The sequence below is a fragment of the Amycolatopsis sp. VS8301801F10 genome, from assembly GCF_046195355.1.
Taxonomy (GTDB): domain Bacteria; phylum Actinomycetota; class Actinomycetes; order Mycobacteriales; family Pseudonocardiaceae; genus Amycolatopsis.
Map to the genome: position 1 here is coordinate 7,555,914 of NZ_CP176065.1, position 15,271 is coordinate 7,571,184.

The 15,271-nt window shown below is 70.1% G+C and carries 7 protein-coding genes; 1 reads left to right on the forward strand and 6 read right to left on the reverse strand.

The genetic code is table 11. The annotated features are described in order from the left end of the window. Positions 1–17: 17 nt before the first annotated feature. Together F9C11_RS34630 and F9C11_RS34635 are read right to left on the reverse strand one after the other, a co-directional pair. Positions 18–1,007: an ABC transporter permease gene (locus F9C11_RS34630; protein ID WP_409181574.1), complete on the reverse strand. Its 990-nt coding sequence runs from the start codon at positions 1,005–1,007 to the stop codon at positions 18–20. Then, positions 1,004–2,533, reverse strand: a complete 1,530-nt coding sequence (locus F9C11_RS34635; protein WP_409181575.1) for a sugar ABC transporter ATP-binding protein — start codon at positions 2,531–2,533, stop codon at positions 1,004–1,006. The genes F9C11_RS34630 and F9C11_RS34635 overlap by 4 nt, the downstream gene beginning before the upstream one ends. A gap of 432 nt (positions 2,534–2,965) precedes the next feature. Between F9C11_RS34635 and F9C11_RS34640 the strand changes: the two genes are divergently transcribed. After that, the gene (locus tag F9C11_RS34640) at positions 2,966–8,428 is read left to right on the forward strand and encodes a biotin carboxylase N-terminal domain-containing protein (protein ID WP_409181576.1); all 5,463 of its coding nucleotides are present in this window, start codon (positions 2,966–2,968) and stop codon (positions 8,426–8,428) included. 103 nt (positions 8,429–8,531) lie between these two features. Here F9C11_RS34640 and dnaE read toward each other — a convergent pair whose 3' ends face one another. The 4 genes from dnaE to F9C11_RS34660 all read right to left on the reverse strand — a co-directional run bounded on the left by dnaE (position 8,532) and on the right by F9C11_RS34660 (position 15,253). Continuing rightward, the gene (gene dnaE, locus F9C11_RS34645) at positions 8,532–12,056 is read right to left on the reverse strand and encodes a DNA polymerase III subunit alpha (RefSeq protein WP_409181577.1); all 3,525 of its coding nucleotides are present in this window, start codon (positions 12,054–12,056) and stop codon (positions 8,532–8,534) included. 129 nt (positions 12,057–12,185) lie between these two features. Continuing rightward, a complete protein-coding gene (locus F9C11_RS34650) occupies positions 12,186–12,620 on the reverse strand; it encodes a PadR family transcriptional regulator (RefSeq protein ID WP_409181578.1) in 435 nt (144 codons plus the stop codon). Between the two features lie 725 nt (positions 12,621–13,345). After that, complete coding sequence (locus tag F9C11_RS34655; RefSeq protein WP_409187035.1) at positions 13,346–14,548, reverse strand: MFS transporter; 1,203 nt, start codon at positions 14,546–14,548, stop codon at positions 13,346–13,348. A 198-nt stretch (positions 14,549–14,746) separates the two neighbouring features. Then, positions 14,747–15,253 (reverse strand): flavodoxin domain-containing protein, encoded by a 507-nt coding sequence (locus tag F9C11_RS34660; protein ID WP_409181579.1) that lies wholly within the window; start codon positions 15,251–15,253, stop codon positions 14,747–14,749. Positions 15,254–15,271: the final 18 nt, after the last annotated feature.

Sequence of the window (15,271 nt, forward strand, 5' to 3'; positions counted from 1 at the left end):
CCTCTTTCCCCGAACGTCTACACCGTGGCCGGGCGCAGCCGCTGCAGGCCCGCGGCCAGCACGATCACCACGCCGACCACGATCAGCTGGACGTTCGCATCGATGTCGTTGAGCTGGAGGATGTTGTCGAGCACGCCGACCAGCAGGGCGCCCGCGACGGTGCCGGACACCGACCCGCGCCCGCCGGACAGGCTGGTCCCGCCGATCACGACGGCCGCGATGGCGTTCAGCTCGTAGCCGGTGCCGTCGTTGGGCCCGCCGAAGTTGTACTGTCCCGCGTGGACGATCCCGGCCAGCGCGGCGAGCAGCCCGCACAGGCCGAAGACCAGCACTTTCACCCGGATCACCGGCACTCCGGAGAGCACCGCGGCCTTCTCGTTGCCGCCGATCGCGTACACGTGCCGAGAGAACGCGCTCGCCCGCAGCACGAGCACCGCCAGCGCGGCGACGACCACGAAGAACAGCGCCGGGATCGGCACCACGCCGCCGAACGTCCGCTCGCCCAGCAGCGAGAACGGCACCGGAGCCTGGCCGGGACCGGTGCCGTAGGCGATCGAAACGCCTTCGCCGCCGGACCACATGCGCGCGATGCCGCGGGCGATCTGCATCCCGGCGAGCGTCACGATGAACGACTGGATCCGGAACCGCGCGCTCGCGATCCCTTGCACCAGGCCGAAACCGAAGCCGAGCGCGAGGATCGCCAGCACGCCCGGCACGAGGCCCCAGCCGCCGCTGGTGAGCAGCAGCGCGACGCCGACGCTGGCCAGCCCCATCACCGAGCCCACCGACAGGTCGATGCCGCCGACCAGGATCACCAGCGTCATGCCGACCGCGATGATGCCGATCTCGGAAATCGCGCGCACGACGTTGAACAGGTTGCCGCTGCCCAGAAACACCAGCTCCCCGTCGCGGTGCGGGGAAAAGACGATCGCGGCGGCGAACACCAGCACGAGCCCGAAGACGCTCTGGAACCGGAACACCGCGGCCAGCACGGCGCGCCCGGTCACCGGACGTCTCCCATCGACGCGGCGAGCAGTTCCGCCTCGCCGGCGCGGGCGGTGTCCAGCTCGTGCACGCTGCGCCCGCCGCGCAGCACCACCACGCGATCGCACACGCCGACCAGCTCCGCCGGTTCCGACGACGCCAGTAGCACCCCGACGCCGCCGCGCGCGGCCTCTCCGAGCAGCCGGTAGATCTCCGCCTTCGCCCCGACGTCCACGCCGCGCGTCGGCTCGTCCAGCAGCAGCAACGCCGGTTCGGTGAGCAAAGCCCGGCCCAGCACCACTTTCTGCTGGTTCCCGCCGGACAGCGAACCCACCGGATCGGCGAGCGACCCGAGTTTCACCCCGAGCCGCCCCGCTTCTTTCCCGGCCACCGCCCGCTCGCGCCGTCCGGGAACGATCCCGAACCGGGCCAGCCGGTCCACAATGGACAGCACGGTGTTCGCCACGACGGAATGCTCCAGCGCCAGCCCCGCGATCCGCCGGTCCTCGGGCACGAACGCCATCCCCGCCCGCAGCGACGCGCGCGGCGACCGCGGCCGGAACTCCTTGCCCCGCAGGAAAATCCTTCCCCGGTGAACCTTGCCGCCGGACGCGCCGTACAGCGTCTCCAGCAACTCGGTCCGCCCCGCGCCGAGCAATCCGGCAACCCCGACGATCTCGCCCGCCCGCACGGTGAGACTGATCCCGTCCGGCTCCCGCCGCCCGGCCCGCGGCCGCACCACGAGATCTTCGACGCGAAGCACCTCGTCCTGATCCGGCGAAGACACGCTGTCCGCGCGGAACATCAGGTGCACCGGACGGCCGGCCATCGCCTCCGCCGCCCGTTCCGCGGTCAGCTCCGCCGCGCTGAACTCCGCGACGACCTCGCCGTTGCGCAGCACCGTCGCCCGGTCCGCGACCCGGCCGATCTCGTCCATCCGGTGCGACACGTAGACGATCGCGGCCCCGTCGGCGCGCAGCTGGTCGATGACCGTGAACAGCCGCTCGACCTCGCGCGGCGACAGCGCCGACGTGGGTTCGTCCATCAGCAGGATCCGCGCGTCCAGCGACAGGGCTTTCGCGATGGCGACGAGCTGTTGTTCGCCGGTGCGCAGCCGTTCGACCGGCGTGCGCGGGTCGAGGCCGACGCCGGAGCGCTCCAGCACCTCGCGCGTGGCCGCGACCATCCGCCGCCGGTCGACCGTGCCGGCCCGGGTGTGCGGTTCGCGGCCGAGGAAGACGTTCTCCGCCACCGAAAGCGCGGGAACGAGGTCCAGTTCCTGGTGGATCATCGCGACCCCGGCGCGGCGCGCGTCGGCCGGGCGGGCGAACCGGACCGCCTCCCCCGCGATCCGGATCGCCCCTCCCCCCGCGGCGATTTCCCCCGACAAGATCTTCAGCAGCGTGGACTTGCCTGCCCCGTTCTCGCCGAGCAGCGCGTGCACCTCCCCCTTCGCCGCGGTGAAATCCACCGCGCCCAGGGCACGCACCCCGCCGTAGGTCTTGCTGACGCCGGCCAGCTCGACCAGCGCGACGCCACCGTCGCCCATGCCCCGCCCTCTCGGCCCGCCGCGCGTCGAGAAATCGATTACTCGGACCGTAGGGGGCCCCGCGAGGAGTGTCAAGGGTCACAATTTCCCACCTCAGGGGAGCCTCAGCTCCGGTTCGTCCGGGCGCCCTCCGCACCGCCGCCTGAACTGCGGGTGACCCCTGTCCGACCCCCTGGGAACGGCCGGCCGTCCAGCCGCCGCCGACCGGGCGTGATTTGTGGCATACCTCGCGAGAAACGAGGCCCGGACGACGTGACACGAGCCGTTTTTGGCGGGTTCCTACAAACCGGCAGGCGCGGCATGCGCCATCCGCGACATTGGTGTACCCGGCGGTAAGGGAGCAATGTGTACGACGAAGACAGGCGACGTTCCGGCGGGTCCGGCGTCGCCTGCTGTGCGTGCGTGCAGTCGGTTCACTGGGAGGCTTTGTCCGTGTTCAATCGCGTCGCCATCGTCAACCGCGGAGAGGCCGCGATGCGGTTGATCCACGCCGTCCGGGACTTGTCCGCCGAGACCGGGCGACGGATCGAGACGGTCGCGCTCTACACGGACGCGGACGCCACCGCGACTTTCGTCCGCGAAGCCGACGTCGCCTATTCGCTCGGCCCCGCCTCCGCGCGGCCCTACCTCGACCTCGCCAAACTGGAGAAGGCCCTGGTCGAGACCAAGGCCGACGCGGCGTGGGTCGGCTGGGGCTTCGTCGCCGAGGACCCGGCGTTCGCCGAACTGTGCGAGAAGATCGGCGTCGCCTTCGTCGGCCCGAGCGCGGACGCGATGCGCAAGCTCGGCGACAAGATCGGCGCGAAGCTGATCGCCGAGGAGGTCGGCGTCCCGGTCGCCCCGTGGAGCGGCGGCGAGGTCGCGACGCTCGAGGAGGCGCTGGCGGCGGGCGACAAGATCGGCTACCCGCTGATGCTCAAGGCCACCGCGGGCGGCGGCGGGCGCGGCATCCGCAAGGTGGAATCGGCGGACGACCTCACCGAGGCGTACGAGCGCACCAGCCAGGAGGCGCTGCGCGCGTTCGGCAGCGGCGTCGTGTTCCTGGAGCGGCTGGTCACCGGCGCGCGGCACGTCGAGGTCCAGGTGATCTCCGACGGCGAGACCGCGTGGGCGCTCGGCGTCCGCGACTGCTCGGTGCAGCGGCGCAACCAGAAGATCATCGAGGAGTCCGCCTCGCCGGTGCTCGGCGCGGACCAGACCGCCGAGCTGAAGGCGTCGGCCGAGCGGCTCGCGGTCGCGGTCGGCTACCGCGGCGCGTGCACCGTCGAATTCCTCTACCACCCCGGCGACCGGATGTTCGCCTTCCTCGAGGTCAACACCCGGCTCCAGGTCGAGCACCCGATCACCGAGATCACCACCGGCACCGACCTGGTCCGGCTGCAGCTGCACGTCGCGTCCGGCGGCAAGCTCGAAGGCGCCCAGCCGGAAGAGTCCGGGCACGCCGTCGAAGCGCGGCTCAACGCCGAGGACCCGGACCGCGACTTCGCGCCGTCCCCGGGCCGCATCGCGCGGCTGCTGCTGCCCGCCGGCCCGGGCATCCGGGTCGACACCGGCGTCAGCGAGGGCGACACCATCCCCGCCGACTTCGACTCGATGATCGCCAAGATCATCGCCTACGGCCGCGACCGCGACCAGGCGCTCGCGCGGCTGCGCCGGGCGATGGCCGAGACGTCCGTGCTCATCGAGGGCGGAGCCACCAACAAGAGCTTCGTGCTCGACCTGCTCGACCAGCCCGAGGTGATCGACGCCAGCGCGGACACCGGCTGGATCGACCGCGTCCGCGCCGAAGGCCGGCTCGTCACCACGCGGCATTCCGCGGTCGCGCTCGCCGCGGCGGCGATCGAGGCCTACGAGGACGACGAAGAAGTCGGGCGGCAGCGCCTGCTGTCCACCGCGTTCGGCGGCCGTCCGCAGGTGCGCCACGAAATCCGGCCGCTGGACCTGAAACTGCGCGGCGCGTCCTACCGCGTCACCGTCGCGCGCACCGGCCCGAAGCGGTTCCGGGTCGGCGTCAGCGGCGGCGGCGACGTGCACCAGGCCGACGTCGAGCTTGAGCGGTTCGACGAGTACAGCGGCCAGATCACCGTCAACGGCACGCGGTTCCGGCTCGTCACCGGCACGCACGGGCCGATCCACCTGGTCGAGGTCGACGGCGTCACGCACCGGATCAGCCGCGACGAGGGCGGCGTCGTCCGCTCCCCCGCGCCCGCGCTGGTGGTCGCCACGCCGGTCGCGGTGGACGACGAGGTCGAATCCGGCGCGCCGGTGCTCGTGCTGGAAAGCATGAAGATGGAGACGGTGCTGCGCGCGCCGTTCCGGGCCCGGGTCAAGGAACTCCCGGTGTCGATCGGCAGCCAGGTGGAGACCGGGGCGCCGCTGCTGCGGCTCGAGCCGCTGGCCGACGGCTCCGAGGACGAGGCCGCCGCGCAGACCGAGACCGCCGAAATCGACCTGCCCGCCGAGCAGGACGGCACGAGCGCGGCCGACCGGGTCGAGCGCGGCAGGCAGGACCTGCGCAGCCTGCTGCTCGGGTTCGACGTCGACCCGCACGACCAGGGCCGCGTGCTCAGCGGCTACCTGGCGGCGCGCGCGCAGCTGCCGGCGCGTCCGCTGGAGGGCGAGCTCGAACTGCTGGACGTGTTCGCCGACCTGTCCGAGCTGAGCCGCAACAAGCCCGCCGACGACGACCTCAGCGCGTCGAGCCCGGTGCACAGCGCCCGCGAGTACTTCCACACCTATCTGCAGAGCCTCGACGTCGAGCGGGCCGGGCTGCCGGAGAAATTCCAGGGCAGGCTGCGCCGCGTGCTCGGCCACTACGGCGTCGGCGACCTCGAGCGCACGCCGGAGCTGGAAGAGGCGGTCTTCCGGATTTTCCTTGCCCAGCAACGGGCTTCGAGCGACAGCGCGATCGTGTCCGCGCTGCTGCGGCAGTGGCTCGCCGAGGCCCCGCCCTCGGCCGAGCTGCGCGAGGCGGCCGGGCTCGCGCTGGAGCACCTGGTCGCCGCCACGCAGCTGCGGTTCCCGGCGGTCAGCGACCTCGCCCGCGGCGTGGTGTTCCGCTGGTTCGCGCAGCCGATGCTGCGCCGGGCCCGCGCCGAGGTGTACGCCGAGATCCGCGGCCACCTGCGCTATCTCGACCGCAACCCGGACGCGCCCGACCGCGCCGAGCGGATCTCCGGCATGGTGTCGAGCAACGAGCCGCTGGTGCGGCTGCTCGGCCAGCGGATCGGGCGGCCGGGCGCGGACCCGGCCCCGATGCTCGAGGTGCTGACCCGGCGCTACTACGGCAACAAGGCGCTCACCGACGTGCGCGTGCGCGAGGTCGCGGGCTGCTCGTTCGTCACCGCGGAGCACCCCGAACCGGCGCGCGTGGTCACCACCGCGGTCGACTTCCCGCAGCTGCCGGACGCGATGCGCGCGGTCGCCGAACTGTCGGCCGGCGCCGGGGCGCCGGTCGCCGCGGACGTCTATCTCAAGTGGACGGACCAGCCGGACAGCGACGCGATGGCCGCGAAGCTGGGCGAAATCGTGGCGGCGCAACCGCTTCCGGCCGATGTCGACCGGGTCGTCACCACCGTCGCCGGGGGCGGCGGCGCGGTGATGCACCACCACTTCACCTTCCGCCGCACCGAATCCGGGTTCGCCGAGGACCGGGTGATCCGCGGGCTGCACCCGCGCGTCGCCGAGCGGCTCCAGCTGGAGCGGCTGCAGGAATTCGACCTGACCCGGCTGCCGTCGGCGGACGAAGAGGTCTACCTGTTCACCGGCACCGCGAAGACGAACCCGGCCGACGAGCGGCTGATCGCGATGGCGCAGGTCCGCGACCTCACGCCGCTGCGCGAGGCGGACGGCAGGCTCGTGTCGCTGCCCTCGGCCGAGGACACGCTCGCCGCGTGCCTCGACGCGGTCCGCAACGCGCAGGCGCGGCGTCCGGCGAAGAACCGGTTCGACACCAACCGGATCGTCATCTACGTGTGGCCGCCGAGCGACCTGACCATGGACGAGCTGAACCTGCTCGCCCGCCGCGTGCTGCCGACCACCGCGGGCGCGGGCCTGGAGGAGATCCAGTTCCTCGCCCGCCAGCGGAACGCCGAAACCGGCGAGCTGACCGACGTCGCGGTGACCGTCCGCAACGAGGTCGGCGCGGGCGTGCGGCTCACGGTCGAGGCCCCGAGCACCGAACCGGTGCAGCCGCTGGACGACTACCGGCAGAAGGTGCTGCGCGCGGCCCGCCGCGACACGGTGTACCCGTACGAGCTGACCGACCTGCTGGCCGGCGGCGGGTCCTTCGTGGAGCACGACCTCGACGACACCGGCGCGCTCGTGCCGGTCGACCGGCCGCGCGGGCAGAACAAGGCCGGGCTCGTGGCCGGCGTGGTCAGCACGCCGACCGACCTGGTGCCCGAGGGCGTCAAGCGCGTGGTGCTGCTGGGCGACCCGACGAAGTCGCTCGGCGCGCTCGCCGAACCGGAGTGCACGCGGGTGATCGCGGCGCTGAACCTGGCGCAGGAGCTGCGGGTCCCGGTCGAATGGTTCGCGCTGTCGTCCGGCGCGCGGATCTCGATGGAGTCCGGCACCGAGAACATGGACTGGGTCGCGGCCGCGCTGAAGCGGATCGTGGAGTTCACCCAGGACGGCGGCGAGATCAACATCGTGGTCGCCGGGATCACCGTGGGCGCGCAGCCGTACTGGAACGCCGAGGCCACGATGCTCATGCACACCAAGGGCATCCTGGTGATGACGCCGGATTCGGCGATGGTGCTCACCGGCAAGCAGTCGCTGGACTTCTCCGGCGGCGTGTCGGCCGAGGACAACTTCGGCATCGGCGGCTACGACCGCGTGATGGGCCCGAACGGGCAGGCGCAGTACTGGGCGCCGAACCTCGCCGGGGCGCGCGACGTGCTGATGGCGCACTACGCGCACACCTACGTCGTGCCGGGCGAAACGGGCCCGCGCAAGGCGGTCACGACCGACCCGGCGACCCGCGACGTGTCGGACTACCCGCACGCCGTCGTCGGCAGCGACTTCACCACGGTGGGCCAGATCTTCTCCGCCGAGCACAACCCGGACCGCAAGAAGCCGTTCGACATCCGCACGGTGATGCGCGCGCTGTCGGACCAGGACCACCCGGTGCTGGAACGCTGGGCGGGCATGGCGGACGCGGACACCGCCGCGGTGCAGGACGTGCACATCGGCGGCCACCCGGTGTGCCTGCTGGGCATCGAATCGCGTTCGGTGCCGCGCCGCGGCTTCCCGCCCACCGACGGCCCGGACACGTTCACCGCGGGCACGCTGTTCCCGAAGTCGTCGAAGAAGGCGGCGCGCGCGATCAACGCGGCGAGCGGCAACCGTCCGCTGGTGGTGCTGGCGAATCTGTCCGGCTTCGACGGCTCGCCGGAGTCGATGAAGAAGCTCCAGCTGGAGTACGGGGCCGAGATCGGCCGCGCGATCGTGAACTTCGAGGGCCCGATCGTGTTCACGGTGATCTCGCGCTACCACGGCGGGGCGTTCGTGGTGTTCTCGAAGGCGCTGAACCCGAACATGACGGTGCTGGCGCTGGAGGGCTCGTTCGCCTCGGTGCTGGGCGGCGCCCCGGCGGCCGCGGTGGTGTTCGCGGGCGAGGTGAAGACCCGGACGGCGAACGATCCGCGGGTGGCTGAGCTGCAGAAACGGCTCGGCGAGCTGAGCGGGGCGGAACGGGCGGCGTGCGCGGCCGAGCTGGCTGAGGTCACGTCGTCGGTGCGGTCGGAGAAGCTCGGCGAGGTGGCGTCGGAGTTCGACCGGGTGCACAGCATCCAGCGCGCGGTCGAGGTCGGGTCGGTGGACGCGATCGTCAGCACGGCGCAGCTGCGGCCGCGGATCATCGAGGCGATCGAACACGGGCTGAAGCGCTGAGGGAAGGGGCTCGTGAGCGCTGGCGCCGGGGAGAACCGGCATAGGCGCTCACGAGTCCCAGCCGAAGGGAGTCGTGAGCGGCGGTTCTCCCCGGCATCGCCGCTCACGAACCCACCGTGATTCCCCGGATCGTCTTCACCTCGCCGAGCAGCGCCGGGGTCACCTTGACCGAGTAGCCGTCGAGCGCGTAACGCCGCTCTCCCACGTGCAGGTGCACCGGCGTGTTTCCCTGGTGTGCCCGCAAAGTCTGCTTGAGTTCCAGCACCACCGGCAGCGTCACCTTCTCCGCCCGCGTGTGCAGCACCAGCGGCGCTTCACCGAGTTCCGTCAGGTCCAAAGGCGCCAGATTCGCCCCGAAGACCGACATTTTGTCCTCCCGCCAGTTGACCCGGCCCTTCACCAGCACCGCGTTGTCCTCCACCAGATCCGCAGCGCACAACGCGTACGATTTGGCGAAGAACAGCACTTCCAGAGACGCGTCCAAATCCTCGATCGTGCAGATCGCCCACGGTTCGCCTTTTTTGTTCACCCGCCGCTCCAGCGAGGTGATCAATCCGGCGACGACGAGTTCGCCTTCCTTCGGCGGGTTGTCGATGATCGCCGCGATCGGGCGCGGTGCGTGTTTGCGGAGGACGCCCTCGGCCCCGTCCAAGGGATGCGCCGAAACGTAAAGGCCGAGCATGTCCCGTTCGTGCGCGAGCAGCTGCTTGCGCGGCCACTCTTCGGCGGTGAATTTCACGTGCGCCAACGGAGAGGACGCCGGTTCTTCGTTTTCGCCGCCGAAGAGGTCGAATTGGCCCATCGCTTCCTGGCGTTTGAGCGGGACGACGGCTTCCACCGCGTCCTCGTGCACCTGGATCATCGACAGCCGCGTGTGCCCCATCGAATCGAACGCGCCCGCCTTGATCAGCGATTCGATCACCCGCTTGTTGCAGGCCACCAGCTCCGACTTGTCCAGGAAATCGGTGAACGAGGAGTACTTGCCCTTCTCCTCGCGCGTCTTGATGATCGACTCCACCAGGTTCGCGCCCACGTTGCGCACCGCGCCCAGGCCGAACCGGATGTCGTTCCCGACGGCCGCGAACCGCAGAGCCGACTCGTTCACGTCCGGCGGCAGCACCTTGATCCCCAGCCGGCGGCACTCCGACAGATAGATCGCCGACTTGTCCTTGTTGTCGCCGACCGAGGTGAGCAGCGCGGCCATGTACTCCGCGGTGTAGTTCGCCTTCAGATACGCGGTCCAGTAGCCGACCAGCGCGTAACCGGCGGCGTGCGACTTGTTGAAGGCGTAGCCCGCGAACGGCAGGATCGTGTCCCACAACGCTTGCACGGCCTCGGCGGAGAAGCCGTTGCCGAGCATCCCGGCCCGGAAGCCCGCGAATTCCTTTTCCAGGACTTCCTTTTTCTTCTTGCCCATCGCGCGGCGCAGCACGTCCGCCCGGCCCATCGAGTAGCCCGCGACCTTTTGCGCGATCTGCATGATCTGTTCCTGGTACACCACCAGACCGTGCGTTTCGGCGAGGATCTCGCGCAGCGGTTCCTCCAGTTCCGGATGGATCGGTTCGACGGCCTGCCGGTTGTTCTTGCGGTCGGCGTAGTTGTTGTGCGTGTTCATCGCCATGGGGCCTGGCCGGTAGAGCGCGTTGACGGCCACGATGTCCTCGAATCCCGTGGGACGCATGCGGCGCAACAGATCCCGCATCGCGCCACCGTCCAATTGGAACACTCCGAGACTGTCGCCGCGGACCAGCAGGGCGAAGGTTTCCGGATCGTCGGTGGCCAGCCGGTCGAGATCGATGTCTTCGCCGCGGTTGGCCTTGATGTTGTCGATCGCGTCGCCGATGACGGTCAGGTTGCGCAGGCCGAGGAAGTCCATCTTCAGCAGGCCGATGGCCTCGCACGACGGGTAGTCCCAGCCGGTGATGATCGAGCCGTCGTCGCGCTGCCACACCGGGATCGCGTCGGTGAGCGGCTCGCTCGACATGATCACCGCGCAGGCGTGCACGCCGGCGTTGCGGATCAGGCCTTCGAGGCCGCGCGCGGTCTCGAAGATCGTCTTGCACTCTTCGTCGGTCTCGACGAGCGTGCGGACCTCCGCGGCCTCGGCGTAGCGCTCGTGCTTCGAGTCGACGATGCCGGACAGGGGGATGTCCTTCGCCATGATCGGCGGCGGCAGCGCCTTCGAGATCTTGTCCGCGATCGAGTAGCCCGGCTGGCCGAAGTGCACGCGGGCGGAGTCCTTGATCGCCGCCTTGGTCTTAATCGTGCCGAAGGTGATCACCTGTGCGACCCGGTCCGCGCCGTACTTCTCGGTGGCGTACCGGATCATTTCGCCGCGCCGGCGGTCGTCGAAGTCGATGTCGATGTCGGGCATCGACATGCGCTCCGGGTTCAGGAACCGCTCGAACAGCAGCTTCTGCGGGATCGGGTCGAGGTTCGTGATGCCGAGCGCGTACGCGACGAGCGCGCCCGCCGCGGAACCACGGCCGGGGCCGACCAGGATGCCGACCTCCCGCGCGTGCTGGATCAGGTCGGCGACGATCAGGAAGTAGGCCGGGAAGCCCTTGCCCTCGATGACGTTGAGTTCGTAGTCGCAGCGTTCCTCGTAGCCGTCCGGGATGCCGTCCGGGAACCGCCATTTGAGCCCCTCGGCGACCTGGTGGCGCAGCCAGGAGGCTTCGGTGTGGCCCTCGGGGACGTCGAAGACCGGCATCCGGTCCTTGTGCGCGTACACGTCCTCATACGACTCCACCCGCTCCGCGATCAGCAGCGTGTTGTCCGCCGCCCCCGGGACCTCCTTGTCCCAGTACTCGCGCATCTCCTCCGCGGACTTCAGGAAATAACCGTCCCCGTCGAACTTGAACCGCGTCGGATCGTTCAGCGTCTTCCCCGCCTGCACGCACAACAACGCCGAATGCGTGTCCGCCTGGTCCTTCGTCACATAATGCGAGTCATTGGTCGCCAGCGGCGGCAGGTCCAGCAGCCTCCCGATCTCCAGCAGCCCCTCCCGCACCGACCGCTCGATCGGCAACCCGTGGTCCATCAGCTCCAGATAGAAATTCCCCGCGCCGAAAATGTCCTTGTAATCCGACGCCGCCTGGATCGCCGCCTCCCGCTGCCCCAGCCGCAACCGCGTCTGCACCTCGCCCGACGGACACCCCGTCGTCGCGATGATCCCCTCCGCGTTCTCCGCGATCAGCTCCCGGTCCATCCGCGGCTTGCGGTAATACCCCTGAATCGACGCCAGCGACGACAGCTTGAACAGATTCCGCAACCCCGTCGCGTTCCCCGCCACCATCGTCATGTGCGTATACGCACCGCCGCCCGACACGTCGCCGCCCTCGCCGAACTCGTCCGACCCCCGCTGCGACGCCTGCCCCCAGAACACCGGCTTCTTGTGAAACCGCGACTCCGGCGCCACATACGCCTCGATCCCGATGACCGGCTTGATCCCGTGCTTCTTCGACGTCTGATAAAACTCGTCCCCGCCGTACATGTTCCCGTGATCGGTCATCCCCACCGCGGGCATCCCCAACCGAGCAGCCTCCGCGAACAACGGACCGATCTTCGCCGCACCGTCCAGCATCGAATACTCGGTATGGACGTGCAGGTGGACAAACGATGGCATGGCCGCATTGGACCCGTCGCACCGCGCCGCCGTCCAACAACCGACACGCGCGCCCGAACCACCTCCGGTTGTGCCCCGAGGTGACCGCCGGTTGGCGAGTCCACAATGGACTCGCCAACCGGCGGGTTTTCATTCGTCGGAATCGTCGTCCGCGAGCAGCGCGTACAACCGGCGGCGGGCTTCGCGGAGGATCTTGCGCGCCTCCGCGCACTGCGCCTCGCTCCCGGTGTGCGCGACCTGCGCCGCGGCCCCGGCCAGCTCGCCGATCTGCTGGTACAGCGCAGCGAACCGGTCCGCACCGGGTTCCTCGTCGCGAGCCGAAGACTCCCACAGCGCGGCGAACTCCTCCTCGCGCCCCGCGACGTGCTCCCGCCCAGCCTCGGTGAGATGCGCGACGCGCCGGCCGCCCTCCTCGGCCGTGCGGACGAGACCCTCGTCCTCGAGCTGCTGCAGAATCGGGTAAATGGACCCCGGACTGGGCCGCCACTCGTCATTCGTGCGACGCCGGATCTCCTGCATCAACTGATACCCGTGCCGCGGCTCCTCAGCGAGAAGAGCGAGCACGGCCGGCCGCACCGGACGGGCCGGACCTCGTCCCCCTCTCCCGCCGTGGGGCGGACCGCCGAAGAACCCGCCGGGGCCTCCCGGTCCGCCGGGAAACCCAGGGAAGCCAGGAAACCCGGGAAATCCCGGCCGATGCGGCGGTCCAGGCGGTCCGGGAGGCCCAGGAGGTCCGGGAGGGAAGCCGCCGCGCGCTTGGAGGACGGTGTCGTCCCACGCTTCCCCGCCACCGGGGTAGCCGGGGTTCCCGCCCGGATGGCCGGGGTGCCCGTGGTGCCCAACCGGGTCACGCGGCAAACCGGCATGGCCGGGGTGCGCGTGCCATTCCCCCGCCACACCCGACGAGACGGGATGCTCACCCACCTGCCAGCCCGGATGCCCAGGCCAGCCGAACTCAGCCCCCAGCCCACCGAATTGCCCCTGCCGGTCCTGCTCCTCGCCGGGCCCGGGCCACCCGTGTCCTTCCCCCGGTCCGCCCGGATGTCGCGCCCTCCGCTCGCCCCGCCCGTCACGACCCCCGTCACCAGGGCGAACCTGCCCGGGGCGGCCGAATCCGAACGGCACCCCGGGTCCATCGAAACGTTCCGGCCCGCCGAAGCCCCGGAACAGGTGTCCTCCGCCTGCGGTCCTCGTCATGTGCTCCTCCTTCGTCGTCGAACAATCGCCGATATGCCCACGATATATCGGCGATTGTTCGACGGCAAGGCGCCCTGGCAGGAGGGGGAAGATCAGGAAGTTCCGGCGGGCGCGGTGGTCGCGCCTTCCCCGCCGAAGCGGATGGACTTCGCTTCCTTGCCCAGCGCGGTCAGCACGGCGACCGCGAGGAGCACCGGGATCACCGTCCACAGGAGAGCGGCCGGGTAGCCCTGCGACTGGGCGATGCTTTGCTGGATCGGCAGGTTCAGCGCGGCCAGCAGGTTGCCGAGTTGATATGTCACGCCGGGGAAGAAGCCGCGGATCGCGTCCGGGGACATTTCCGTCAGGTGCGCGGGGATGACGCCCCACGCGCCCTGCACCATGACCTGCATCAGGAACGAGCCGAGCGCGAGCATCCCGGCCCCGTGGTCGACGGCGAAGATCGGGACGATCGGCAGTCCGAGCACCGCCGCGCCGACGATCGTCATGCGGCGGCCGAAGCGTTCCGACAGCGAGCCGAAGACCAGTCCGCCGACGATCGCGCCGACGTTGTACAGCACGGCGATCCACGTGCTGGTCGCCGCGCTCAGCCCCGCGCCGCCGTGGTCGGTCGCCTTCAGGAACGTGGGGTACAGGTCCTGCGTCCCGTGAGACATCCAGTTGAAGGCGGTCATCAGCAGCACGAGGTACCCGAACCGGCGCAGCACCTTCGGGTTGAGCAGGACGTCCTTGACCGACGTCCGGGTGACGCGCATCTTCTCCTGCGCCGCCTCCCACACCTCGGATTCCTTGACCCGCGCCCGGATCAGCAGGCTGATCAGCGCCGGGAAGATGCTCAGCACGAAAATCCACCGCCACTCCAGGCCGAGCGCGGTGTGGAACAACAGATATGCCAACGCGGCGAGCAGATATCCGGCGGAGTAGCCGGCCTGCAGCAGCCCGGAGAAGAACCCGCGCCGCTCCACCGGGATCTTCTCCATCGCGAGCGCCGCGCCGAGCCCCCATTCGCCGCCCATGCCGATGCCGTAGACGAACCGCAGGACGAGCAGCACGGTGAAGTTCGGCGCGACCGCGCACAGCACGCCCGCCACCGAGTACAGCAGGACGTCGACCATCAGCGGGACGCGCCGTCCGGACCGGTCCGCCCACAGCCCGAACAGCAGCGCGCCGACCGGGCGCATCACGAGCGTCGCGGTGGTGATGAACGCCAACTGGGTGGCGGTGGCCCCGAACGATGTGTCCTTGGCGATGTCCGCGAGCACGAACACGACCAGGAAATAGTCGAACGCGTCCATGCTCCAGCCGAGCCACGCGGCGAGGAACGAATTCCGCTGATCGGCGCTGAGCTTGCGTTTTTCCTTGCCCCCGGCTGCGTTTTCGGTCACCGGCTTGGTCTACACCCGGCGCGGCGGAGAGGCAAGAGTCGCATGTGGACACCGCGCATCCCCGACATACCAAGGTAAAACGGAGGAACCGGGCGTTTCGCGCGGCGCTCAGATCGGGACGCGGGAATGAATCCGCCGGCCGATGTCCCGCGCCCACGCCCGAATTCTGTCCCAGTCGCGGAAATCGCCGACCCGGTTTCCGCGCGCCATCAGTTTTTCCAGCACACCGTCCGCGAGCGCCGGATCAAGCCGCCCGCCGAACGTCTCGGTACGCCCCGCGTCGATCGCGGCGGCCAGCAAGGTCACGCGCGCGGGCAGGCTCACCCGGGTGAGATTCGCGCCAGGGCCACATGGTCCACTGTGGAATAACCAGACTGGACGCGCCCGAAGCGCCTCGGTGTTCCGCTCCAGCAACCGCACCGCTTCGGGCCGCCACCGCGCGTAATAGAGCGCGCTGCCGACCACCACCGCGGCGTACCCGGCGACCCGGTCGATCTCGCCCGCGTCACGCACGTCCACCGCGAACTCGGCGGCGCGCAACTCCTCGCCGATGACTTCGGCGATTTCACGGGTGCCGCCGTGCTTTCCCGCGTAGGCGACGAGGACGTTGATCATGTCCTTATTGTCCACCCT

What these genes read in the sequence shown, in the direction of transcription:
- F9C11_RS34635 (WP_409181575.1), bottom strand. Translation starts at nt 2,533, where the DNA reads ATGGGCGACGGTGGCGTCGCGCTGGTCGAGCTGGCCGGCGTCAGCAAG.
- dnaE (WP_409181577.1), bottom strand. Translation starts at nt 12,056, where the DNA reads ATGCCATCGTTTGTCCACCTGCACGTCCATACCGAGTATTCGATGCTG.
- F9C11_RS34655 (WP_409187035.1), bottom strand. Translation starts at nt 14,548, where the DNA reads ATGGACGCGTTCGACTATTTCCTGGTCGTGTTCGTGCTCGCGGACATC.
- F9C11_RS34660 (WP_409181579.1), bottom strand. Translation starts at nt 15,253, where the DNA reads ATGATCAACGTCCTCGTCGCCTACGCGGGAAAGCACGGCGGCACCCGT.